The sequence below is a fragment of the Variovorax sp. TLI9-5A genome, from assembly GCF_056867935.1.
The window spans coordinates 134,146-155,440 of record NZ_CP200310.1 but is presented as its reverse complement, the minus strand read 5'-3'; the positions used below and the strand labels follow the sequence as shown (position 1 = coordinate 155,440).

Here is a 21,295-nt window from a genome sequence, read left to right as displayed (position 1 = left end):
TTTGCGCCGCGCACGCGTCTGTTGTGCGCTCCCCATTTTTCAAATGCTGTACCCCGAAGAATTCGACGTGATCGTCGTCGGCGGTGGCCATGCCGGCACCGAAGCCGCGCTCGCCGCCGCGCGCATGGGCGCCAAGACGCTGCTGCTCTCCCACAACATCGAGACGCTGGGGCAGATGAGCTGCAACCCTTCGATCGGCGGCATCGGCAAGGGCCACCTGGTGAAGGAGGTCGATGCGCTTGGCGGCGCGATGGCGATCGCGACGGACGAGGCCGGCATCCAGTTCCGCATTCTCAATTCGAGCAAGGGTCCGGCCGTGCGCGCCACGCGCGCGCAGGCGGACCGGGTTCTGTACAAGGCGGCCATCCGTCATCGGCTGGAGAACCAGCCGAACCTGAGCCTGTTCCAGCAAGCGGTCGACGACCTGATGGTGGAGGGCGATCGCGTGGTCGGCGCCGTCACGCAGGTGGGCATTGCTTTCCGTGCGCGGACCGTGGTGCTGACGGCAGGGACTTTTCTCGACGGGCGCATCCACGTCGGGCTCGACAACTACCAGGCCGGGCGCGCGGGCGATCCGCCGGCCGTCAGCCTGTCGGCGCGGCTCAAGGAACTGAAGCTGCCGCAAGGCCGGCTCAAGACCGGCACGCCGCCGCGGCTCGATGGCCGCAGCATCGATTTCTCGAAGTGCACCGAGCAGCCGGGCGACGGCATGCCCGGTGGGGCAGGGCCGATGCCGGTGTTCAGCTTCATGGGCCGCGCGGACATGCATCCGCAGCAGATGCCTTGCTGGATCACCCATACGAATGCGCGCACGCACGAGATCATCCGCTCGGGCTTCGACCGCAGCCCGATGTTCACCGGCAAGATCGATGGCGTCGGGCCGCGCTACTGCCCGAGCGTGGAAGACAAGATCAACCGCTTTGCCGACAAGGAAAGCCACCAGATCTTCCTGGAACCCGAAGGCCTGACGACCAACGAGTACTACCCGAACGGGATCTCGACCAGTCTTCCGTTCGACATCCAGTACCAGCTCGTTCGCTCGATGCCTGGGCTGGAGAACGCGCACATCCTGCGGCCGGGCTATGCCATCGAGTACGACTACTTCGATCCGCGCGAGCTCAAGAGCAGCTTCGAGACGCGTTCGGTCAAGGGGCTGTTCTTTGCCGGGCAGATCAATGGCACCACCGGCTACGAAGAGGCCGCGGCCCAAGGGCTGTTCGCCGGCATCAACGCCGCGCTGCAATGCCGTGGTGAAGATGCCTGGCTGCCGCGCCGCGACGAAGCCTATCTGGGCGTGCTGGTCGACGACCTGATCACCAAGGGCGTGACCGAGCCGTACCGCATGTTCACCAGCCGCGCCGAGTTCCGGCTGCAGCTGCGCGAGGACAACGCCGACATGCGCCTGACCGAAACCGGTCGGAAGTTGGGCCTCGTTGATGACGAGCGCTGGGATGCTTTCAGCCGAAAGCGCGATGCTGTTTCACGTGAAACAGAGCGGCTCAAGTCGATCTGGGTGAACCCGCGCAACCTGCCGGCTTCGGAGTCGGAGCGGGTACTGGGCAAGGCTATCGACCACGAGTACAACCTCGCCGATCTGCTGCGCCGGCCCGACGTGAGCTATGAGACGCTGATGACGCTGGACGGTGGCAAGTACAGCGCCCAGGCTCCGCTGAGCGAAACCGAGATCGAACAGATCGAGATCTCGGCCAAATATTCCGGCTATATCGAGCGTCAGCACGACGAAGTGGAACGCGCCGCGCACTTCGAGAACCTGAAGCTGCCCGCCGATTTCGACTACAGCCAGGTCAAGGCGCTGAGCTTCGAAGTTCGTCAGAAGCTGAGCAAGCATCGGCCCGAAACACTGGGCCTGGCTTCGCGTATCTCCGGCGTGACGCCGGCCGCCATTTCCCTGCTGATGATCCATCTGCGAAAGGGCGGCCACAAGGCTTTCGCCCGCGATGCTGCCACGGAAGCCGCTGCCGAATGACGGCGCCGATCGATACGCTGCGCGCAGGCGCGGCCACCATGGGTGTGGCGCTGTCCGATTTGCAGGCCGAGCGGCTGCTGGCCTACGGCACGCTGATGCTCAAGTGGAACAAGGTCTACAACCTCACGGCACTGCGCGATCCGGCCAGCGTGCTGACGCATCATCTGCTCGACAGCCTGGCGGCAATCGCTCCGCTTCAACGCGAGTGGGCAGGGAAGGGCAAGCTGCTGGACGTGGGTTCCGGCGGCGGTCTGCCCGGTGTGGTGATCGCCATCATGCGACCCGATCTCGAGGTGAGCTGCCTTGATGCTGTCGCCAAAAAGGCGGCATTCGTCCAACAGGTTGCAGCCGAACTGGAGCTGCCGAACCTTCGTGGGCTTCATGCCCGGGTCGAGTCCTTGGCCGGCAGCTATGAGGTCATCAGCTCCCGTGCCTTCGCTTCGCTGCCGGATTTCTTCAACGGCTCGATGAATCTGCTCGCACCGGGCGGCGTCTGGCTGGCCATGAAGGGCAAGGTTCCGGCTGACGAACTGGCCGTCGTGCCCAAGGGCGTGTCTGTGTTTCACGTGGAACAACTGACGGTCCCGGGCCTGGATGCCGAGCGCTGCATCGTCTGGGCTCGCAAGGCTGCCGCCGAAACCGGCGCCTGATTCACAAAAAGAGGGCGCGACACCGGTAAAAGCCGGTGTCCGAACGATCTTCGCGGCAGTGTGCTCGCTTAGACTCGATGCCTCCCCTCGGGTCTCTTTCCCGGCTCGCTTTTTCGAGGCAAACCCATGTTCGGCATCGCTGACTACGGCGCATTCGTCGCCGCCATCATCCTGTTCCTTCTGATTCCCGGTCCGGGCAATCTGGCGCTGATCACGTCGACCAGCAAGGGCGGTATTCGTGGCGGACTGGCCGCGACGGCCGGCGTGATCATCGGCGACCAGTTCCTGCTGTGGGCTGCGGTGGCGGGCGTGTCGGCCGTGATGGCGGCTTACCCGGCCGCCTTCAAGGCGGTGCAGTGGCTGGGCGCAGCCTATCTGGCCTGGATGGGCATCAAGATGCTGATGGCCAAGCCTGGCTCGGCACCCATCCTCAACATCAAGCCCAGCCACTTCATGCGCCAGGCGTTCACCATCACGCTGCTGAACCCGAAGGCGATCGTGTTCTACATGGCCTTCTTCCCGCTGTTCGTGGACCCGGCCCGGCATCAGGGCCTGATCACTTTCGGCGCGATGGCTGTGACCATCGCCGCGCTGACTTTCCTGTACGGCCTGACCTCGACGCTGCTCACGCACTTCCTGGCCGAGCGCATTCGCGCGAATCCCCGCATTTCCACCACGCTCGAAAAGCTTGCTGGCAGCTTCCTGATCGCCTTCGGCGTCAAGCTCGCAATCTCGCGCTGATCGATCGACCCCCGGTACTCACATGGCCAAGATTTTCTGCATTGCCAATCAGAAGGGCGGCGTCGGCAAGACCACCACCACCGTCAATCTCGCCGCCGGTCTGGCGAAGGTAGGCCAGCGCGTGCTGATGATCGACCTCGACCCGCAGGGCAATGCCACCATGGGTTCGGGCATCGACAAGCGAGAGCTGGAACTCACGGTGTATGACGTGCTGCTCGAATCGGCCTCGGTGGCCGAAGCGCGGGTCAAGGCCGACAAGCTGGTGGAAGGCGGTTGCGGCTACGACGTGCTGGGTGCCAACCGCGAGCTGGCGGGTGCCGAAGTGGAAATGGTCGCGCTCGACCGCCGCGAAAAGCGCCTGCGTACCGCGCTGGCAGCCGTTGGCGCCGAGTACGACTTCGTGCTGATCGACTGCCCGCCCAGCCTGAGCCTGCTGACGCTGAACGGCCTGTGCGCCGCCCATGGCGTGATCGTGCCGATGCAGTGCGAGTACTTCGCGCTCGAAGGGCTGACCGACCTGGTCAACACCATCAAGCAGGTGCACGCCAACCTCAACAAGAACCTGCAGATCATCGGCCTGCTGCGCGTGATGTTCGACCCGCGCATCACGCTGCAGCAGCAGGTGAGCGAGCAGCTCAAGTCCCATTTCGGCGACAAGGTGTTCGACACCGTCATCCCGCGCAATGTGCGGCTGGCCGAGGCACCAAGCTACGGGCTGCCCGGCGTGGTGTTCGACCCGGCTGCGCGTGGCAGCCAGGCCTTCATCGCCTTCGCCCAGGAGCTGGTCGACAAGATGCCGCCCGCGAGCGCCTTTGCGTCGGGCGCGGTGGCTCCTCCGATCGCGCCGGTCGCGCGCATCACGCCCGACCTGCCCATCCCCGACGACGTCATGGCGCCTGCCGCCGCGCCGGCTGCCGACTCGACCAGTGAAAACAACGCCTGAGGGCAGCTTGCATCCTGCAAGTTTCCGCAAGTCGCTATCAAATCAGTAGCAAATGACAGAGCCTCGCATCCTGCTGCTGCCCGGTTGGCAGAACAGCGGCCCCGGCCATTGGCAGACCCGCTGGGAATCCGTCCATGGCGATCACCGTGTCGAGCAGCATGAGTGGATGCGCCCGCTGCGCGGCGACTGGTCCGCGCGGCTGGAAGAAGAAGTGTTGGCATCGCCCCGTCAGGTGGTCTTCGCGGCGCACAGCCTCGGCTGCATCCTCGTCGCCGCCTGGGCCGCGCATTCGCGCAACACGCACAAGGTGCGTGGCGCGCTGCTGGTTGCGCCCGGAGACGTGGAGAGCGACAGCCTGCGCCAGCTGATTCCCGGCTGGGCGCCCATCGTGCGCAAGCCGCTGCCGTTCCCGGCGGTGCTGATCGCCGCCGATGACGATCCTTATTGCGAAGCCTCGCGCTCGCGGCAGCTTGCCGCCGACTGGGGCGCGCGCTTCGTCGACGCCGGCGCGGGCGGTCACCTGAACGCCGAATCGGGCCTGGGCGACTGGCCCGAGGGCCGGAAACTCCTGAACGAAATCTCGAAAGAAAAGAACTGATGGCGACCAAGAAACCCAAGGGACTGGGCCGTGGCCTCGAAGCGCTGCTGGGCCCGACGGCTGCTCCTTCCGCCGACAACAACGGCAGCGGCGGCGCGGCGGATGCGGAAGAGGGCGGCGCCCAGAGGAACCCCAGCACGCTGATGCTCGACCAGATGGTCGCCGGCGTCTACCAGCCGCGCACGCGCATGGACGAGGGAGCTCTCTACGAGCTGGCCGAGAGCATCAAGGTGCAGGGCATCATGCAGCCGATCCTGGTGCGGCGGCTCGATCCCGAATCGGCTGCGGCCAAGAACGCCGAATACGAAATCATCGCGGGCGAACGGCGCTTCCGTGCCGCGAAGCTCGCCGGCCTCGACAGCGTGCCGGTGCTGGTGCGCGATGTGCCCAACGAAGCCGCCGCGGCGATGTCGCTCATCGAGAACATCCAGCGCGAGGATCTCAACCCGCTCGAAGAAGCCCAAGGCCTGCAACGTCTGGTGACCGAGTTTGGGCTCACTCACGAGCAGGCCGCACAGTCCGTCGGCCGCTCGCGCAGCGCTGCGAGCAACCTGCTGCGCCTGCTGAACCTGGCCGAGCCCGCACAGCAGATGCTGATGGCCGGCGACATCGACATGGGCCATGCGCGCGCTCTGCTGTCGCTGGACCGCGGCACGCAGATCACTGCGGCCAACCAGATCGCCGCCAGGAAGATGTCGGTGCGCGAGGCCGAGTCGCTGGTGAAGAAGCTGGCGGCCGAGTTCACGCTCACGCCTTCGCGCCGCAGCAACGACGGCGAGAAGTCGCGCGACCTGCTGCGGGTGGAAGAGGAATTGGCTGACCTGCTCACCGCCGAAGTCGAGGTGCGCATCAAGAAGCGCAGCAAGCGCGGTGGCCGCGTCGAGGAAAGCGGCGAGCTCGCGATCCACTTCGGCTCCATCGAAGCACTGAACGGATTGATCGAGCGCATCCGCCGAACGGCCTAGTGTTGTGAACGCGGGGGCTGGCGTTCGTTTGATTGATTCCTGCAATCCTTTGCGCGTATCCTCGACCGCTGGTTTTTCCAACCCCAGTTCTCTGAACAAACAGAGGGAGTAGTCCACCATGCAGCTCACCAGGTTTCCGCTAGCGGCCATCGCCGCCGGCGCACTTCTTCTCACCGGTTGTGCCACGACCGACATGCAAATGGGCAGCCAGTCGGCCAAGACCATGGCCACCGGCAGCGCGGCAGGCGGCGCCACCGACAACGCCAGCAGCCAGCTCGAGCGCTGCGAATCGCCGCTCGGCACCGTCTCCCTCATCGAGAACCAGAGCGCAGGCTGGTACACCATCCTCACCGGCGAATACCGCCTGCCTCCCACCGCCAACCTGCTGCGACTGCTGGTGCAGCAATCGAACTGCTTCATCGTGGTCGAGCGCGGCGCGGCCGGCATGAACGCCATGACGCGCGAACGCGCACTGCAGCAGTCGGGCGAGATGCGCGGCGGCAGCAACTTCGGCCGCGGCCAGATGGTGGCCTCCGACTACGGCCTCTCGCCCGAGATCGTGTTCAGCAACAGCGATGCCGGCGGCATCGGCGGTGCGCTCGGCGGCCTGGTGGGTGGCGGCCGTGGCCGTGCTCTCGCGGCCATCGGCGGCAACATGCAGACCAAGGAAGCCAGCGCACTGCTGACCCTGATCGACAACCGCTCCGGCGTGCAGGTTGCCGCCTCGGAAGGCAGCGCCTCCAAGACCGACTTCGGCGCCTTCGGTGCGCTGGCCGGCCGCAGCGCTGGTGGTGGCCTCGGCGGCTACACCAACACGGCCCAAGGCAAGGTGATTGCCGCCGCCTTCATGGACGCCTTCAACCAGATGGTTCGGTCGCTGCGCAACTACAAGGCGCAGACCGTGCGCGGCCAGGGCCTCGGCGGCGGCGGCCGGCTGGGCGTGGACGGCGGCGCTGCGCCGTCGCAGACCTACGTGCCGGCGGAGAAGGCTCCGGCACGCCGCCGCACCAACTGATCGCACGGGAACCCCGTCAAGTCAAAAAAAGCCCGGCGGCTCGCGAGAGCCCCGGGCTTTTCCATTGGGTTCCTGAACTGGATCAGAGGCTGAAGATCTTCCCTGGATTCATGATGTTCTTCGGATCGAGCGCGCGCTTGATCGTGCGCATCATGTCGATCGCGCCCGCGCCCGCCTCGTTGACCAGGAACTCCATCTTGTGCAGCCCCACGCCGTGCTCGCCGGTGCAGGTGCCTTCGAGCGCCAGCGCGCGGCTCACCAGCGCGTGGTTCAGCTCCTCGGCCTTCACGCGCTCCTCCGGGATGTTCGGATCGAGCAGGTAGCCGAAGTGGAAATTGCCGTCGCCCACGTGGCCGACGAGGAAGTAGGGGATGCCGCTGGCATCGGCCTCGGCCACCGAATCGAGCAGGCAATCGGCCAGGCGCGAGATCGGCACGCAGGTGTCGGTGGAGATCACGCGGCAGCCCGGACGCGACTGCACCGCCGCGAAGTAGCTGTTGTGCCGCGCCGTCCACAGGCGCGTGCGTTCTTCCGGCGTGCTGGCCCACTCGAAGGCGTTGCCGCCATGGCCGCTCGCGAGTTCCTGCACCGTCTCGGCTTGTTCCTTCACGCCGGCGGGCGAGCCGTGGAACTCCATCAGCAGCATCGGCTCTTCGCGCAGATTCAGCTTGGCGTAGGCGTTCACCATGCGCACCGTGTTCACGTCGATCAGCTCTACGCGCGCGATCGGCACGCCGAGCTGGATGGTCTCGATGGTGGTGCGCACGGCGGCCTCGATGCTCGGGAACGAGCAGATCGCGGCGGACACCGCCTCGGGCAGCGGATAGATGCGCAGCGTGATCTCGGTGACCACGCCCAGCGTGCCCTCGCTGCCCACCATGAGGCGCGTGAGGTCATAGCCGGCCGACGATTTCTTCGCGCGCGTGCCGGTGCGGATGATCTCGCCCGCGGCCGTCACCACTTCGAGCGCCAGCACGTTCTCGCGCATCGTGCCGTAGCGCACCGCGTTCGTGCCGCTGGCGCGTGTGGCCGCCATGCCGCCGATGGAGGCATCGGCGCCGGGGTCGATAGGGAAGAACAGGCCCGTGCTCTTGATCTCTTCATTGAGCTGCTTGCGCGTGACCCCGGGCTGCACCGTCACCGTGAGGTCGTCGGCATTGACCGACAGCACCTTGTTCATGCGCGACACGTCGATGCTGATGCCGCCCTGCACCGCCAGCAGGTGGCCTTCGAGCGAGGAGCCCACGCCAAAGGGAATGACCGGCACGCTGTGCTCGCTCGCGAGCTTCACCGCGTCTGCAACATCCTGCGTGTTCTCGGCGAACACCACGGCGGAGGGGGGCGGTGCGTCGAAGGAAGACTCGTCGCGGCCGTGCTGCGTGCGCACCGCCATCGCCGTGGAACAGTTGGCGCCGAAGCGTGCCTTCAGCGCCTCGATCAGGCTGTCGGGCACGTCGCGCAGATGAAGCTCCGGCATCAGGTGCGAGGTGTGGGTCGGGGCGTTCATCGGCTGTCTCCTGGCGGTGGGGGTGATCGGTCATTCTACGGAGCGAGCACCATAATGCGCTTCGGAAAAACATGAACCCCACCACACTCAGCGCCCTTGCGGCCTTTCCTTCGCAGCTGGAGGCCCACTACGCGGCCATTCCCTTCGCCTTCAGGCACTGGGCGCCGCCCTCTTGGGAGGGCGTGCCCAGCGAGGCCTTCACCGCCATCGAGCAGCTCTGCCATGTGCGCGACATCGAGATCGAGGGCTACCACGTGCGCTTCAGGCGCACGCTGGCCGAATCGCATCCGACGCTCGCATCCATCGACAGCGAGCCGCTGGCCATCGAGCGCAACTACGGCGCGGCCGATGCGGCACAGGTGCTGGCCGATTTCCGCGTGGCGCGCATTCAGACGATGGAGATCATCTCCAGCCTGAGCGACGCGCAGCTCGCGCGCACAGCCGTGTTCGAGGGCTACGGCCCGCTCACCATGCGCAGCCTCATCCACTACCTCTGCAGCCACGACCAGCAGCATCTCGCGGGCCTGCAATGGCTGGCTGGCAAGATCGACGCGTCCACCGTCGTCGAGCGGCACTGAAAAGAACGGAAGGAGCCTCCATGGGCAACCGGCTTTCCCAGATCGCCACCCGCACCGGCGACGACGGCACCACCGGCCTCGGCGACAACACGCGCGTGTCGAAAGACAACCTGCGCGTGCACGCGATGGGCGACGTGGACGAACTCAACTCGAACATCGGCGTGCTGCTGTGCGAGCCCATGCCCGAGCCCGTGCGCGAGCTTCTGGTCGACGTGCAGCACCAGCTCTTCAACCTCGGCGGCGAGCTGTCGATGCCCGGTTTCACGCTGCTGAAGGCCGAGGCGCTGCTGCAGCTGGACAACGCACTGGCCGAGCACAACGCCGCGCTGCCACGCCTGGCCGAATTCATCCTGCCCGCGGGCACGCGCGCGGCCTCGCTCGCGCATGTGTGCCGCACCGTGGCGCGCAGGGCCGAGCGCGCGGTGGTGGCGCTGGGTGCCATCGAACAGCTCAACGACGCGCTGCGCCAATACCTCAACCGGCTCAGCGACCTGCTCTTCGTGCTCGCGCGCGTGCTCAACCGCATGAACGGCGGCGACGACGTGTACTGGAAGAGCGAGCGCATGGCACGCGCGGCTGCGGCCGAGGCAGACAACAAGGAGACCCCATGAAACCGTCGAAGAACACCATCCTTCACCCGGCACTCGTCGTGTCGATGGCGGTGGCCCTCTGGCTGCCGGCTGGTGCCGCGCAGGCCCAGAGCGCCGACAACCCACCGAAGGCGCAACGCGCCCACACGCTCAAGTCGCCCTCGCGCAGCGGCAAGGTCGTGGGCAGCGTGCAGCGCGGCACCAATGCCGCCGGCCGCGGTATCGACCACGCGGATGCCGCCACGCGGCGCGGCGTCAACAACGTGTCCGAGAAGGCCAGCCGGCCTGTGCGCAGGGTGGGCGAGGCCTTCGGTCGCAAGCTCTCGCCGGGCTCGAGCGGTCGCGCGGCACCGCCGTCCGTTGGGCCGCAGGGCAACGCGCCTTGACCGTCAATCCAGGAACACCGTGGAACCGGCTTTGCCGGGCCACCGGTGTTGCCCCCGGAAGGGGGTTGGCGAGGCGACACGAAGTGCGCGAAGCCTGGGGGAGAACCTGAATGGCAAGAAACATCGAGATCAAGGCCCGCATAGACAGCGTGGACCGCGTGGCAGGCATCGCTGCAACCCTGGCCGACAAGGGCCCCATCGAAATCGCCCAGGACGACACCTTCTTCCGCTGCACCGACAGCGCCGACCGCCTCAAGCTGCGCACCTTCGCGCCCGACCGCGCGGAGCTGATCTTCTATCGCCGCGCCAACAGCAGCGGTCCGAAGGAATCGTTCTACCTGATCACGCCCAGCACCACGCCCGACGTGCTGCGCGAATCGCTCACGCTCGCATGGGGCCAGGCGGGCCGCGTGCGCAAGCAGCGCCGGCTGTTCCTCGCGGGCCGCATACGCATCCACCTCGATCGCGTGGAAGGGCTCGGCGAGTTCCTCGAACTCGAAGTGGTGCTGGAGGAGGGCGAGTCCGCCGATGCAGGCATCGCCGAGGCGCATGCGCTCATGGCGCGCCTGGGCGTGGGTGCGGACCAGCTGGTGCAGGGCGCCTACGTCGACCTGCTCAACGCCAGCCAGCGGACTTGAACTGCTCCGCGAGGAGCTGCGCGACCTTCTCGTAGCCTCGCGCATTCGCATGGATGCGGTCGGAGCGCAGCGACGAATCCGACAGCACGCTCGAATACACGTTCGCCACCAGCAGTGCCTGCTGCGCCTTCGCCACCTCTTCGTAGAACGGCGCATCGCTGAGCGAACCCACCACCGCGCGCATCGCGTCGGGCGAGGGTGTCGCCAGCACGGCGACATAGGGCGTGTGCGCACGCGCCTGGGTGATCAGTTCCACGAGGTTGTCCCGCGTGGCCGCGGCCGACACGCCGCGCAGCATGTCGTTGCCGCCGATGCCGATCAGGATCGCGTCATAGCTCGCGCCGTTCAGCAGCCCCGGCAGGCGCTGCAGCGCGCCCGCGGAGGTGTCGCCGTTGACGCCCGCGTTCTCGACCTGCCAGCCCGTGAGTTCGCCCAGCTTCACCGGCCATGAGGCCTCGGGCGATGCGCCGTAGCCGAAGGTCAGGCTGTCGCCCAGGGCCAGCACGTGGGCACCGGACTTCAACGCCGTGGCCGATGCCTTGCGCTTGCCGCAGGCCGCCAGGAGGGTCGCCGCGGGTATGCCCGCCAGCAGATGGAGGAGGTGTCGTCGCTTCATGTGGCGCGCAGCTTAAACGCAGCCCGAAGGCGCGCGGGCGCTTGTCCCTTTGCTCGGAAAGCGCATAAGCCTCCCCGTTTTTGTTCGTTCCCCGGCGTGGGGCGCAGGCGAAGAATGACTGGCTCCCTCGCACCTCTGCATCCATCACCGGACCCGAACGACACCATGCCGCTGCTCATGAACCGCCACCGCTTCCTGCGTCATGTGGCCGCACTCTCCATGGCCCTGCTGGCCACGCCTTTCGCCGCACTGGCCGCACCCGCCACCGGCGAACCGGTGTGGTTCGGCGTGAGCGGGCCCGTCACCGGCCAGAACGCGCAATACGGCGCGCAATGGAAGGCCGGCTTCGACCTCGCGCTGGAGCACATCAACGCGCAGGGCGGCATCCACGGCCGTCCGCTGGCCTACAACTTCGAGGACAGCCAGAGCGATCCGCGCCAGTCGGTGGCCATCGCGCAGAAGCTGGTGAACGACAAGCGCGTGCTCATCGAGCTGGGTGATTTCTCCAGCCCCGCCTCGATGGCCGCCTCGCCCATCTACCAGCGAGCAGGCCTCGTGCAGCTGGGCTTCACCAACTCGCATCCCGACTTCACCAAGGGCGGCGACTACATCTGGAGCCCCTCCATCAGCCAGGCCGACGCGCAGCCCCTGCTGGCCGAGCTCGCGGTGAAGACGCTGGGCTTCAAGCGTATCGCCGTGCTGTATCTGAACACCGACTGGGGCCGCACCAGCAAGGACGTGCTCGTGAAGGCCGCGCAGGAGCGCGGCGCGCAGGTCGCCATCGCCGAGGGCTACCAGCCCGACGAGAAGGACTTCCGCTCGACACTGGTGCGCGTGCGCGACGCCAACCCCGACGGGTTGGTGCTCATCTCCTACTACCCCGACGGCGCGCTCATCGCGGGCCAGGTGCGCAGCGTGGGGCTGAAGCAGCCCATCGCCGCCGTGGGCTCGGTGTATTCGCCGAAGTTCATCGAGCTTGGCGGCGCAGCCGTGAACGGCATCTACACCAACACCGCCTTCTACCCCGAAGAGCCGCGCACCGAGGTGCAGGACTTCGTGAAGAGCTTCCGCGCGAAGTACGGCAAGGAGCCCGACGCCTTCAACGCCTACGCCTACGACGCGGTGGTGTACGCCGCCGCCGCACTGCGGCAGGCAGGCCCCGGTGCCGACCGCAAGGCCGTGCGCGACGCCTTCTACAAGATCAAGGACGTGCCCAGCGTGATCTTCGGCAAGGCCAGCTTCGACGCGCAGACGCGCCGCATCATCGGCGTGAAGAGCGTCAACCTCGTCGTGAAGGACGGCAGGTGGGCGCAGCTGGACGAGAAGGCGGCCGTGGCTGCGGCCAAGTAAGAGGCAGGCAATCCGTTCGCGCCGATGAGCTTCACTTCCTTCTTCGACTACACCGTCAACGGCCTGATCATCGGCAACATCTATGCGCTGCTGGCGGTGGGGCTCGCGCTGATCTTCGGCGTCTCGCACCTCATCAACTTCGCGCACGGCTCGGTGTACACCGTGGGTGCGTACATCGGCTGGGCGTCGATCACGTACCTGCACACGCCGCTGCCCGTGACCATCGCGCTGGTGGTGATCGGCTCGGGGGCGCTCGGCATGCTGATCGAGCGCGTGGGCCTGCGCCCGCTGCAGGGCGCGGCGCGCATCGCGCCGTTGCTGGCCACCATCGGCATCAGCTTCGTGCTCGACATCCTGGTGCAGCTGGTGTTCAGCCCCGACCCGCGCTCGCTGCCCACGCAGCTGCCCGACTGGCGCCTGCAGATCGGCACCGGCACCATCGGCGCGCTCGACATCCTCATCGCCGGCATCGGCCTCGCGAGCGCGGCTGTGCTGTTCGGCTTCCTGCGTTTCACGAAGCTTGGCTGGGCCGTGCGCGCCACCGCACAAGACCGCGACGCGGCGCAGCAGATGGGCGTGGACGTCGACCGGGTGAACCAGGCCGTGTTCGCCATCGCCGCCGCGCTCGGTGGGCTCTCGGGCCTGCTGGTGGGCATGTACTACAACAACATCAGCCCGGCGATGAGCTTCCAGGCCACGCTCAAGGGCGTGGTGGCCACCGTGGTCGGCGGCGTGGGCAACGTGCCTGGCGCCATCGCGGGCAGCCTGTTGCTGGGGCTGATCGAGAGCTACGGCGTGGCTGTTCTCGGCACGCCGTACCGCAATCTCTTTGCGTTCGCGCTGCTGCTCGTGATCCTGCTGTGGAAGCCCAACGGGCTGTTCGGACGCAAGCGCGCACTGCCGCCCGAGCCGCTCACGGGCACCTTCATCGCACCGAGCAAGCCGTGGCACGTGCCACGCAGCCTGCTGCTCGCGCTCTTCGCCGCGGCGGTGGCGCTGCCGCTGTTCGATCCGTCGCCGTACCTGCTGCAGACGCTCACCAACGCATGGCTCTACGGCGCACTCGCGCTGAGCCTCACGCTGGTGGCGGGCACCATCGGGCAGATCTCGCTGGGTCATGCGGGACTGCTGGCCATCGGTGCGTACGCGTCGTCGCTGCTGGTGCTCGACCTGCGCCTGCCGGTGGGCACGGGCATCGTGCTCGCGGGCGTCCTCACTTCGCTGATCGGCACGGCGCTGATCTTCCCGGCCTTCAGGCTGCGCGGCCACTACGTGTCGATCGCCACGCTGGGCATCGGCGAGATCGTGGCGCTCACCATCCTCAACTGGGAGAGCCTCACGCACGGGCCCATCGGCGTGTCGGGCATTCCGCCGTTGTCGCTGTTCGGGCGCGATGCCTCGTCGAACGAGGCCATCTACTGGGCCTCCTTTGGCGCGATGGTTCTTCTGGCGCTGCTGCAGTGGCGCCTGCTGCGCTCGCACCTGGGCCGTACTTTCCGCGCCGTGCGCGAGGACGAGGTGGCCGCGCGCGCCTACGGCGTGAGCCCCGACCGCTACAAGGCGCTGGCCTTCGGCTTCGGCGGCTTCGCGGCCGGCGTGAGCGGCGCCTTCACAGCGCACATGTACTCGTACATCAACCACGAGACCTTCGGCTCGCAGATCTCGATCCTCGCGCTGACGATGGTGATCCTCGGCGGCCTCGGGAACATCAGCGGCGCTCTGCTGGGGGCGGTGGCGCTCGTGAGCCTGCCGGAGCTGTTCCGCGTGACGGCCGAGTACCGGATGCTGATCTACGGCGTCGCGCTGCTTCTCCTCATCCGATTCCGCCCTCAAGGCCTGCTGGGCACTGTCTGAAAGAACACATCACCATGAGCCATCTCAACGAATACCTCGCCGAGAAACGCAGCGCCGTGCTGGCGCGCAACGCTGCCGTCGAAGCGGGCACGGCGCAACCCGTGCAACTGAGGGCCAGCGTGAAGGCCGAGGGCCGCAGCGGCGTGCGCCGGCTGCGCATCCGCGAGCACCAGGTCATCAGCGACAGCCCGCCGGACTTCGCGGGCTACAACCTCGGCCCCAGCTCGCCCGAGCTGCAGCTGGGCGTGCTCGGCACCTGCGTGACGCACATCTTCCTGATCCAGGCGGCAGAGCGGCAGGTGCCGCTCGAAAGCCTCGAGGTGGAGGTGACGGGCGTCATCGATCCGCGCGGGGGCAAGCCGGGCCACGAGAAGACGCCCATCTGGCCGCACGAGATCGGCTACACAGTGCACATCGATTCGCCCGCGAGCCGCGAGGAGATCGATGCGCTGTTCGAGGCGGTGGAGCGCAACTGCCCCATCCTCAACCTGCTGCGCAATCCGCAGAACATCCGCGCCGAGGTGAAGCACGTCGACTCGAAGGCGCGGGTGGCGGAGAAAGCTGTCGATGCCGTCGCTGCTTGAGGTACGCGGCCTGGTGCGCCGCTTCGGCGGGCTCACGGCCGTCGACGCCGTCGACCTGCGTATGGGCGAGGGCGAGCTGCTGAGCGTGATCGGGCCGAACGGCGCGGGCAAGACTACGCTCTTCAACCTCGTGACCGGTCTCGACAAGCCCGACGAAGGGCAGGTGCTGTTCGACGGGCAGGACATCACCGGCCTGCCTGCGCAGCAGCTCGCGCAGCGCGGGCTGGCGCGCACCTTCCAGCACGGGCGCGTGTTCGCGAATCTCTCCGTGCTCGACAACGTGCTGGTCGGCGCGCACACGCGGCTGCGCGCCGTGAAACCGCGCCTGGGCGGCGTGCCGGGGCTGGGTGCGATCGCCGAGCTGGCGCTCGCGCTGGTGCAGCCCGGCGCGGTGCGGCGTGAAGAAGAGGCGCTGCGCGAGGAGGCGCGCGAGATCATCGCGCTCTTCGGCCAGCGCCTGGCGCCGCGTATCGACCACCCGGCCTACAGCCTCTCGTACGCCAACCGCCGCCGCGTGGAGATCGCGCGGGCGCTCGCGCTCAGGCCGCGTCTCTTGCTGCTGGACGAACCCACCGCCGGCATGAACGAGAGCGAGACGGCGGAGATGCTGGAGATCATCCGGGGCCTGAAGGCACGCGGCCAGACCATCCTGCTGATCGAGCACAAGCTCGACCTGGTGATGCAGCTGTCGGACCGCGTGGCCGTGCTCGACGACGGCCGCAAGATCGCCGAGGGGCTGCCGGACGAGGTGCGCAACGACCCGGCGGTGATCGAGGCGTACCTCGGTCATCGCCAAGTAGGCTCGGCGGAAGCACCGAACGAAGAAGAAGCGGTGCCCGCATGATCGCCACCGTCGCCCGCACAGGCCTCGCTCCCTCGCCCCTCTGGGGAGAAGGGCGGGATGAGGGGCCGCCCGAACGCAGCGCGGCACCTGCTTTCCATGAGCCGCAGCATGAGCAACCGCTGCTGCAGCTGCGCAAGATCAACAGCTTCTACGGCCCCGTGCAGGCCCACTTCGATCTCGATATCGAAGTGCGCAAGGGCCAGATCGTCAGCCTGCTCGGCGGCAACGCGAGCGGCAAGTCGACCACCATGAAGATCGTGCTGGGCCTGCTCAAGCCGCGCTCCGGCGAGGTGCTCTTCAACGGCGAATCGACGCTGGGCCTGAGCACGCCGCAGATCGTGCGCAAGGGCATAGGCTCCGTGCCCGAGGCGCGCCGTCTGTTCCCCGCGATGACGGTGCGAGAGAACCTGCTGATGGGCGCCTATGCGCGCGGCGACCGCAAAGCCGTGGCGCAGGACCTGGAGCGCATGCTGGAGCTGTTCCCGCGCGTGGCGCAGCGCATCGAGTTCCAGGCCGGCACGCTCTCGGGCGGCGAGCAGCAGATGGTGGCGATGGCGCGTGCGCTCATGGGCCGGCCGCAGCTCATCTGCATGGACGAGCCGACCATGGGCCTGTCACCGCTGTACGTCGACAAGGTGCTGGAGCTCATCGCGCGCATCAACGCGCAGGGCGTGTCGGTGTTCATGGTCGAACAGAACGCGAGCCTGGCGCTGCAGATCGCGCACCACGGCTATGTGCTGCAGACGGGGCGCATCGTGCTCTCGGGCCCGGCGCGCGAGCTGCTGGCCGATGCGCGCATCCGCGACGCCTATCTCGGCGGCGACGGCGCGGCGCGCACGGCTTCATGACGCACACAGGCATATCCATCGACGGGAGAACACAAGAATGTCCTTGAAACTCGACCACATCGTGATCGCGGTGCACGACCTCGAACGCACCATCGCCGACTACGGCGCGCTCGGCTTCCACGTGCTGCGCGGCGGCGACCATCCGGGCCGAGCCACGCACAACGCGCTAGTGGTGTTCGGCGACGGCAGCTACCTGGAGCTGATCGCATGGCGCGAGCCTTCGCCCACGGAGCGCTGGTGGCAGCTGCTGCAGAAGCACGGTGAAGGCATCGTCGACTTCGCATTGCTGCCGCGCGACACCGCCACCACCGTGGCCGATGCGAAGGCACGCGGCCTTGCGCTGGAAGGCCCGCTCGACGGTGGCCGCGTGCGGCCCGATGGCGAGCGCCTGCGCTGGCAGACGGCACGCGCGACTTCCGCCGACCTGCCTTTCCTGTGCGGCGACCTGACGCCGCGCGCCTTGCGCGTGCCCGAGGGCGATGTGCGGGTGCATGCCAACGGCGTGCTCGGTGTGGCGAGCCTGGCCGTCGCGGTACGCGATCTCGATGCCACGCTGGCGCGCTACCGCGCCTTGCTCGGCAGCAGCGTTTCCGACGATGCCGACACCCACATCGGCGAGCCCGTGGCTGTGCCCGGAAGCAATGTTCGCGTGGCCGTCATCGCACTAGGGCAGAGCGTGCTGGTGCTTTCCTCTCCGAGGGAGAACGGCAGCGGCAGCAGCCTGGACCAACGCCTCGCTGCGCGCGGCGAAGGGCCCTATGCGCTCGTGCTGCACACCGACAGGCCGCAAGCCACAGGCACCTTCGATCTTGCGAAGGCGCACGGCGCATTGATCGAGCTCGACCTGCCGCCGCTGGATCGCCACGCGAAGCACGGCAGCGACTCGCGCGCCTACCAGGCCAACAGCGCGGTCGGCGGCTGATCCTTCAGCTCGCGGCGCGCTCGCGCAACTGGAACACGTCGCCCTCGGGGTCGTGCCCGTCGCAATGGCGGTAGCCGTCGAACGCCCATTCGGCACCGGCCGGCTTCAGCATGCCGCCGGCTTCGGCCTGCCTGCGGGCCTGTTCGCGCTGGCTCTGCTGCTGGCCATTCCGCGCACGTTGGTTGGGGCACGGCTTGGCGTCCACATCCTGTTCTTCATCTTCGCGCACGATGCGATGAGCCCCGCGGGTTTCTGGCAATTGGGTGTGGGCTCCATGCGGCTGACCGCGCCGGCGCCTTCAGTGCTCTGGGGCGTGCTAGGGGGCAGCGGTCATCACCGTGGTGGCTGCGTCGTTGAAGACGGTCCTGGGTCTGCCCTCGCTGCCGAAGCCCGATGCGGCCTTCGCAAGCGGGCTGTATTGACCTTCTAGTGCCTGCTCAGGTGCGCCTTGCGCAGCCCGGCCTGCATCTTCTTCTGCAGCGCGGCGCCGCCCTTCTCGAGGGCTACGGAGGGCGCTGCGCTCTCCTCGGTCGCCGGCCGGTACTTGCGGCCCCAGATGCCGATCTGCGTGACCACCGGCAGCAGGTCGATGCCCATCGGCGTGAGGCTGTAGATGGCCTTCTGCTTGTGGCTGGGGTCGTCCGCCCTCGAGAGCACGCCGTACTCGACCAGCTTGTTCAGGCGCTCCGTGAGGATGTTGGAGGAGATGCCTTCCTCCGACTGCAGGAACTCGCGGAAGTGGCGCTTGCCCGCGAACATCATGTCGCGAACGATCAGCAGGCTCCACCGGTCGCCGAAGACTTCGAGCGCGAGGTTGATCGGGCATGCCGACTTTTCGCTGGAGGCCATGGTCTTTCCGATCTCTTTCAAAAACTACTTGCATTTTGATATCGGTTGATCAACACTGCAACCGCTTGCATTTGGCAATCAGTTCTTCAACTATCGCCGGCTGCTGCTGCAGCTTTCCGGCAACGATTCGAGAGGAATGCGCATGACCAGAAAGCTCATCCTGCAAATGCAGATGTCGGTCGACGGCTACGTATCGCCGGCCAATGGCGGCCTCGACTGGCAGCTCTGGGGCTGGGGCGATCGCTGGGGCTGGGACGAAGATTTGAAGCGCGACTTCAACGCCGTCTTCGAAGGCATCGACACCATCCTGCTGAGCCGGCTCATCGCGCAAGAGGGCTACCTCGACCACTGGGGCCGCGCGGCGAAGAACTTTCCCGCGAACCCGCACTACGCCTTCGCGCAGAGGATCGTCGATGCCCGCAAGGTCGTGCTCACCGACAAGCTCGCTTCCTCGCGATGGGAGCGCACCGTCATCGCGCGCGGCGACATGGCCGAAGAGGTGAATGCGCTCAAGCGCGAGCCGGGCAAGGACATCATCACGATTGGCGGCGTGGGCTTCGCGTCGGCGCTGGTGACGGCGGGACTGGTCGACGAGTTCCAGTTCTTCGTGAACCCGATGGCCGTGGGCGCGGGACGCTCGGTGTTCCACGACAAGCGCAAGGGCCACAAACTGCGGCTGCTGCGCTCGACGGCCTACGAGAGCGGGATGGTGGTCAACCGCTACGTGCCGGCCTGATGCAGGACAAGGCGCCGCGCGGATACCGGTGCTTACCTGATTTCACCTGACCGCGACCTGAAGCGGCCGAATCGGACACATGCGTGGCACACAATGGACTCGTCATCAACGCATGAAGGAGTTCCGGATGAAAACCAACTCGAAGATCATGGCCGTGGGCGCCGCGGCACTCGCGATGTGCATGGCCGCAGGGAGTGCCTTTGCGCAGGATCGCCGCTTCGACAACAACAACGGCCGCCCCGGCGATGGCCGCTACGAGCATCGCGACCGCAATTTCGATCGCCGCGGCCCGCATGGCGACTACTACCGCGGCAACCAGGACTTCCGCGATGGCCGCCAGTTCGACCGCCGTGGCTTCCCGCAGCCGCATACGGAATGGCGCCGCGGTGGCCGCGTGCCGCAGGAGTACCGCGGCCGCAACTACGTGGTGCAGGACTGGCGCGCCTACAGGCTCCAGCAGCCGCCCCGTGGCTATCAGTGGGTGGGCGTGGGCGGCGACTTCGTCCTCGCGGCCATTGCCACCGGCGTGATCGCGAACATCATCGCCGGCCAGTAAGCGCGTACCGCCAGCCGACCAGGCAACACAAAACCGCCACGGGCAACCGTGGCGGTTTTTCTTTTGAGGGATTGAAAGAGGAGCGAACGCCGGAGTCGGTCTTCAGACCAGCGCCGTGGGCACCGACTGGGCGCAGACGTTGCGCCCGGTGATGGTCAGGCGCAGGCCACCACCGTGCCACTCGAGCCAGTTGAGGCTCACATACGCATCGATGTCGGCGTCGTCGATGCGGTCGGCCTGGCGGCTCTGCAGCAGTTCCACCGTGGCGGGCAGGTTGCGTCTCAAGCGTTCTCGCCGCTCCGCTGCATCGGCCGCCTTCTGGGAGGCCCTAGTTTGCTGTTGCTGCTGCTGCGAGGTCGACGAAGCCATTGCTGATCCATTTCCAGGAAGCGAGGGAATTAACCCGAATGTACGCCGCCTGTGTGAAGCTTCAGACTTCTTTTTTAACCCTTCTGTCGTCCGCAGTACACACTCCCTTGCAGCCTCTGGACAAACAGGGCCTAGATTTCGTAGTGGGAAGCCCTTTCCTGGTCTCCCAGAGCCCCTTCGACGACCGCGCGCGTCAGCGTGGGCGCGAACGACTCGATGAAGGCATAGACGTACTTGCGCAAGTAAGTGCCGCGCCGCACGGCCAGCTTGGTGAGGTTGATGCCGAAGAGCCGCCCCGCGTCGATCGCGCGCAGCTGCGTGTCGCGCTCGGCTTCATAGGCCACGCCGGCCACGATGCCGATGCCCAGGCCCAGCTGCACGTAGGTCTTGATCACGTCGGCATCCATCGCGGCCAGCACGATGTTGGGCTGCAGCCCGCGCTGCTCGAAGGCTTCGTCGATGCGCGAGCGGCCCGTGAAGCCGGTGTCGTAGGTGATGAGCGGGTAGCGCGTGAGCGCTTCCAGCGTGAGCGGAGCGTCGAGCAGCGGGTGCCCCGGCGGCACGATCACCGAGTGCGTCCAGCGGTAGCAGGGCAGGGCGACCAGCTGCGGATAGTCGCCCAGCGCCTCGGTGGCGATGCCCACGTCGGCTTCGCCGTCGAGCAGCATCTGCGCGATCTGCTTGGGCGAGCCCTGGTGCAGGTGCAGCTTCACGTTCGGAAACTGCGCGCGGAATTCCTGCACCGCCACCGGCATCGCATAGCGCGCCTGCGAGTGCGTGGCCGCCACCGAGAGCAGGCCGCTTTGTTGCGCGACGAACTCCTGGCCCGCATGCTTGAGGTTGCTGCTCTCCATCAGCATGCGCTCGATGATCGGCAGCACGTGCCCGCCGGGCTCGGTGAGCCCGGTGAGCCGCTTGCCCGCGCGCACGAAGAGCTCGATGCCGAGTTCTTCCTCGAGTTCGCGGATCTGCCGGCTCACGCCGGGCTGGGAGGTGTGCAGTGTGTGGGCGACTTCGGTCAGGTTGAAGCCGCAACGAACGGCCTCGCGTACCGAGCGCAGTTGTTGGAAGTTCATCTGGCGCGGAGGAGTCATCGAAGCCCCGGCTGGGGCCGACCGGCGATTCTCGGCAGAAGCGCTTATTCGGGGAACGATGCGTTTGTTGGTTTC

The 21,295-nt window shown here is 67.0% G+C and carries 25 protein-coding genes; 19 read left to right on the top strand and 6 right to left on the bottom strand.

Going from position 1 to position 21,295, the window contains the following annotated elements; translation table 11 throughout:
* Nucleotides 1–43: 43 nt before the first annotated feature.
* From mnmG to AC1VNX_RS00755, 7 genes are all read left to right on the top strand, one after another.
* Nucleotides 44–1,987, top strand: coding sequence for a tRNA uridine-5-carboxymethylaminomethyl(34) synthesis enzyme MnmG (gene mnmG / locus AC1VNX_RS00785; RefSeq protein WP_301504636.1), 1,944 nt, complete (start codon nt 44–46; stop codon nt 1,985–1,987).
* Entirely contained in the window at nt 1,984–2,637 is a 654-nt protein-coding gene (gene rsmG / locus AC1VNX_RS00780; RefSeq protein WP_483155034.1) for a 16S rRNA (guanine(527)-N(7))-methyltransferase RsmG, read from the top strand. The genes mnmG and rsmG overlap by 4 nt, the downstream gene beginning before the upstream one ends.
* Before the next feature lie 126 nt (nt 2,638–2,763).
* Nucleotides 2,764–3,378, top strand: a complete 615-nt coding sequence (locus AC1VNX_RS00775; protein WP_483155033.1) for a LysE family transporter — start codon at nt 2,764–2,766, stop codon at nt 3,376–3,378.
* 22 nt (nt 3,379–3,400) lie between these two features.
* Nucleotides 3,401–4,321, top strand: coding sequence for a ParA family protein (locus tag AC1VNX_RS00770; protein ID WP_093195771.1), 921 nt, complete (start codon nt 3,401–3,403; stop codon nt 4,319–4,321).
* 52 nt (nt 4,322–4,373) lie between these two features.
* On the top strand, nt 4,374–4,919 hold the full coding sequence (locus AC1VNX_RS00765) for an RBBP9/YdeN family alpha/beta hydrolase (RefSeq protein WP_483155032.1): 546 nt from the start codon (nt 4,374–4,376) through the stop codon (nt 4,917–4,919).
* On the top strand, nt 4,919–5,884 hold the full coding sequence (locus AC1VNX_RS00760; protein WP_483155031.1) for a ParB/RepB/Spo0J family partition protein: 966 nt from the start codon (nt 4,919–4,921) through the stop codon (nt 5,882–5,884). The genes AC1VNX_RS00765 and AC1VNX_RS00760 overlap by 1 nt, the downstream gene beginning before the upstream one ends.
* A 118-nt stretch (nt 5,885–6,002) precedes the next feature.
* Nucleotides 6,003–6,899 carry a CsgG/HfaB family protein gene (locus tag AC1VNX_RS00755; RefSeq protein ID WP_483155030.1) on the top strand — a complete coding sequence of 299 codons (897 nt, stop codon included), beginning with the start codon at nt 6,003–6,005 and terminating at the stop codon, nt 6,897–6,899.
* An 82-nt stretch (nt 6,900–6,981) separates the two neighbouring features.
* Here the strand turns inward: AC1VNX_RS00755 and AC1VNX_RS00750 are convergent, their stop codons facing one another.
* The gene (locus AC1VNX_RS00750) at nt 6,982–8,406 is read right to left on the bottom strand and encodes an FAD-binding oxidoreductase (protein ID WP_483155029.1); all 1,425 of its coding nucleotides are present in this window, start codon (nt 8,404–8,406) and stop codon (nt 6,982–6,984) included.
* A 71-nt stretch (nt 8,407–8,477) separates the two neighbouring features.
* On the opposite strand from AC1VNX_RS00750, the gene AC1VNX_RS00745 reads away from it, so the two are divergent.
* From AC1VNX_RS00745 to AC1VNX_RS00730, 4 genes are all read left to right on the top strand, one after another.
* Complete coding sequence (locus AC1VNX_RS00745; RefSeq protein WP_483155028.1) at nt 8,478–8,984, top strand: DinB family protein; 507 nt, start codon at nt 8,478–8,480, stop codon at nt 8,982–8,984.
* A gap of 20 nt (nt 8,985–9,004) precedes the next feature.
* Complete coding sequence (locus AC1VNX_RS00740) at nt 9,005–9,595, top strand: cob(I)yrinic acid a,c-diamide adenosyltransferase (protein ID WP_483155027.1); 591 nt, start codon at nt 9,005–9,007, stop codon at nt 9,593–9,595.
* Nucleotides 9,592–9,960 carry a hypothetical protein gene (locus AC1VNX_RS00735; protein WP_483155026.1) on the top strand — a complete coding sequence of 123 codons (369 nt, stop codon included), beginning with the start codon at nt 9,592–9,594 and terminating at the stop codon, nt 9,958–9,960. The genes AC1VNX_RS00740 and AC1VNX_RS00735 overlap by 4 nt, the downstream gene beginning before the upstream one ends.
* A 110-nt stretch (nt 9,961–10,070) precedes the next feature.
* The gene (locus AC1VNX_RS00730; protein WP_483155025.1) at nt 10,071–10,598 is read left to right on the top strand and encodes a class IV adenylate cyclase; all 528 of its coding nucleotides are present in this window, start codon (nt 10,071–10,073) and stop codon (nt 10,596–10,598) included.
* On the opposite strand, the gene AC1VNX_RS00725 is transcribed toward AC1VNX_RS00730, so the two are convergent.
* Nucleotides 10,576–11,214 carry a GDSL-type esterase/lipase family protein gene (locus AC1VNX_RS00725; protein ID WP_483155024.1) on the bottom strand — a complete coding sequence of 213 codons (639 nt, stop codon included), beginning with the start codon at nt 11,212–11,214 and terminating at the stop codon, nt 10,576–10,578. The two genes, AC1VNX_RS00730 and AC1VNX_RS00725, sit on opposite strands and share 23 nt — an antisense overlap.
* Nucleotides 11,215–11,379: 165 nt before the next feature.
* Between AC1VNX_RS00725 and AC1VNX_RS00720 the strand changes: the two genes are divergently transcribed.
* From AC1VNX_RS00720 to AC1VNX_RS00695, 6 genes are read left to right on the top strand one after another with little or no spacing between them, the layout of a single operon-like run.
* Nucleotides 11,380–12,564, top strand: coding sequence for an ABC transporter substrate-binding protein (locus tag AC1VNX_RS00720; protein WP_483161852.1), 1,185 nt, complete (start codon nt 11,380–11,382; stop codon nt 12,562–12,564).
* Between the two features lie 24 nt (nt 12,565–12,588).
* The gene (locus AC1VNX_RS00715) at nt 12,589–14,418 is read left to right on the top strand and encodes an ABC transporter permease (RefSeq protein WP_483155023.1); all 1,830 of its coding nucleotides are present in this window, start codon (nt 12,589–12,591) and stop codon (nt 14,416–14,418) included.
* A gap of 14 nt (nt 14,419–14,432) precedes the next feature.
* The gene (locus AC1VNX_RS00710; RefSeq protein WP_483155022.1) at nt 14,433–15,002 is read left to right on the top strand and encodes an OsmC family protein; all 570 of its coding nucleotides are present in this window, start codon (nt 14,433–14,435) and stop codon (nt 15,000–15,002) included.
* Complete coding sequence (locus AC1VNX_RS00705; RefSeq protein ID WP_483155021.1) at nt 14,986–15,846, top strand: ABC transporter ATP-binding protein; 861 nt, start codon at nt 14,986–14,988, stop codon at nt 15,844–15,846. Before AC1VNX_RS00710 ends, AC1VNX_RS00705 begins: the two co-directional genes overlap by 17 nt.
* Entirely contained in the window at nt 15,843–16,694 is an 852-nt protein-coding gene (locus AC1VNX_RS00700; protein ID WP_483155020.1) for an ABC transporter ATP-binding protein, read from the top strand. Before AC1VNX_RS00705 ends, AC1VNX_RS00700 begins: the two co-directional genes overlap by 4 nt.
* Nucleotides 16,695–16,731: 37 nt before the next feature.
* Entirely contained in the window at nt 16,732–17,616 is an 885-nt protein-coding gene (locus AC1VNX_RS00695) for a VOC family protein (RefSeq protein WP_483155019.1), read from the top strand.
* A gap of 4 nt (nt 17,617–17,620) precedes the next feature.
* Here AC1VNX_RS00695 and AC1VNX_RS00690 read toward each other — a convergent pair whose 3' ends face one another.
* Together AC1VNX_RS00690 and AC1VNX_RS00685 are read right to left on the bottom strand one after the other, a co-directional pair.
* A complete protein-coding gene (locus AC1VNX_RS00690; RefSeq protein WP_483155018.1) occupies nt 17,621–17,875 on the bottom strand; it encodes a hypothetical protein in 255 nt (84 codons plus the stop codon).
* A 167-nt stretch (nt 17,876–18,042) separates the two neighbouring features.
* The gene (locus AC1VNX_RS00685) at nt 18,043–18,465 is read right to left on the bottom strand and encodes a winged helix-turn-helix transcriptional regulator (RefSeq protein ID WP_483155017.1); all 423 of its coding nucleotides are present in this window, start codon (nt 18,463–18,465) and stop codon (nt 18,043–18,045) included.
* Between the two features lie 142 nt (nt 18,466–18,607).
* Here AC1VNX_RS00685 and AC1VNX_RS00680 point away from each other — a divergent pair, with 142 nt between their 5' ends.
* On the top strand, nt 18,608–19,201 hold the full coding sequence (locus AC1VNX_RS00680; RefSeq protein ID WP_483155016.1) for a dihydrofolate reductase family protein: 594 nt from the start codon (nt 18,608–18,610) through the stop codon (nt 19,199–19,201).
* A gap of 127 nt (nt 19,202–19,328) precedes the next feature.
* Complete coding sequence (locus AC1VNX_RS00675) at nt 19,329–19,757, top strand: RcnB family protein (RefSeq protein WP_483155015.1); 429 nt, start codon at nt 19,329–19,331, stop codon at nt 19,755–19,757.
* A gap of 102 nt (nt 19,758–19,859) precedes the next feature.
* On the opposite strand, the gene AC1VNX_RS00670 is transcribed toward AC1VNX_RS00675, so the two are convergent.
* Complete coding sequence (locus AC1VNX_RS00670; protein WP_483155014.1) at nt 19,860–20,042, bottom strand: hypothetical protein; 183 nt, start codon at nt 20,040–20,042, stop codon at nt 19,860–19,862.
* Nucleotides 20,043–20,257: 215 nt separating this feature from the next.
* Nucleotides 20,258–21,202: a CysB family HTH-type transcriptional regulator gene (locus AC1VNX_RS00665; protein WP_483155013.1), complete on the bottom strand. Its 945-nt coding sequence runs from the start codon at nt 21,200–21,202 to the stop codon at nt 20,258–20,260.
* Nucleotides 21,203–21,295 lie beyond the last annotated feature (93 nt).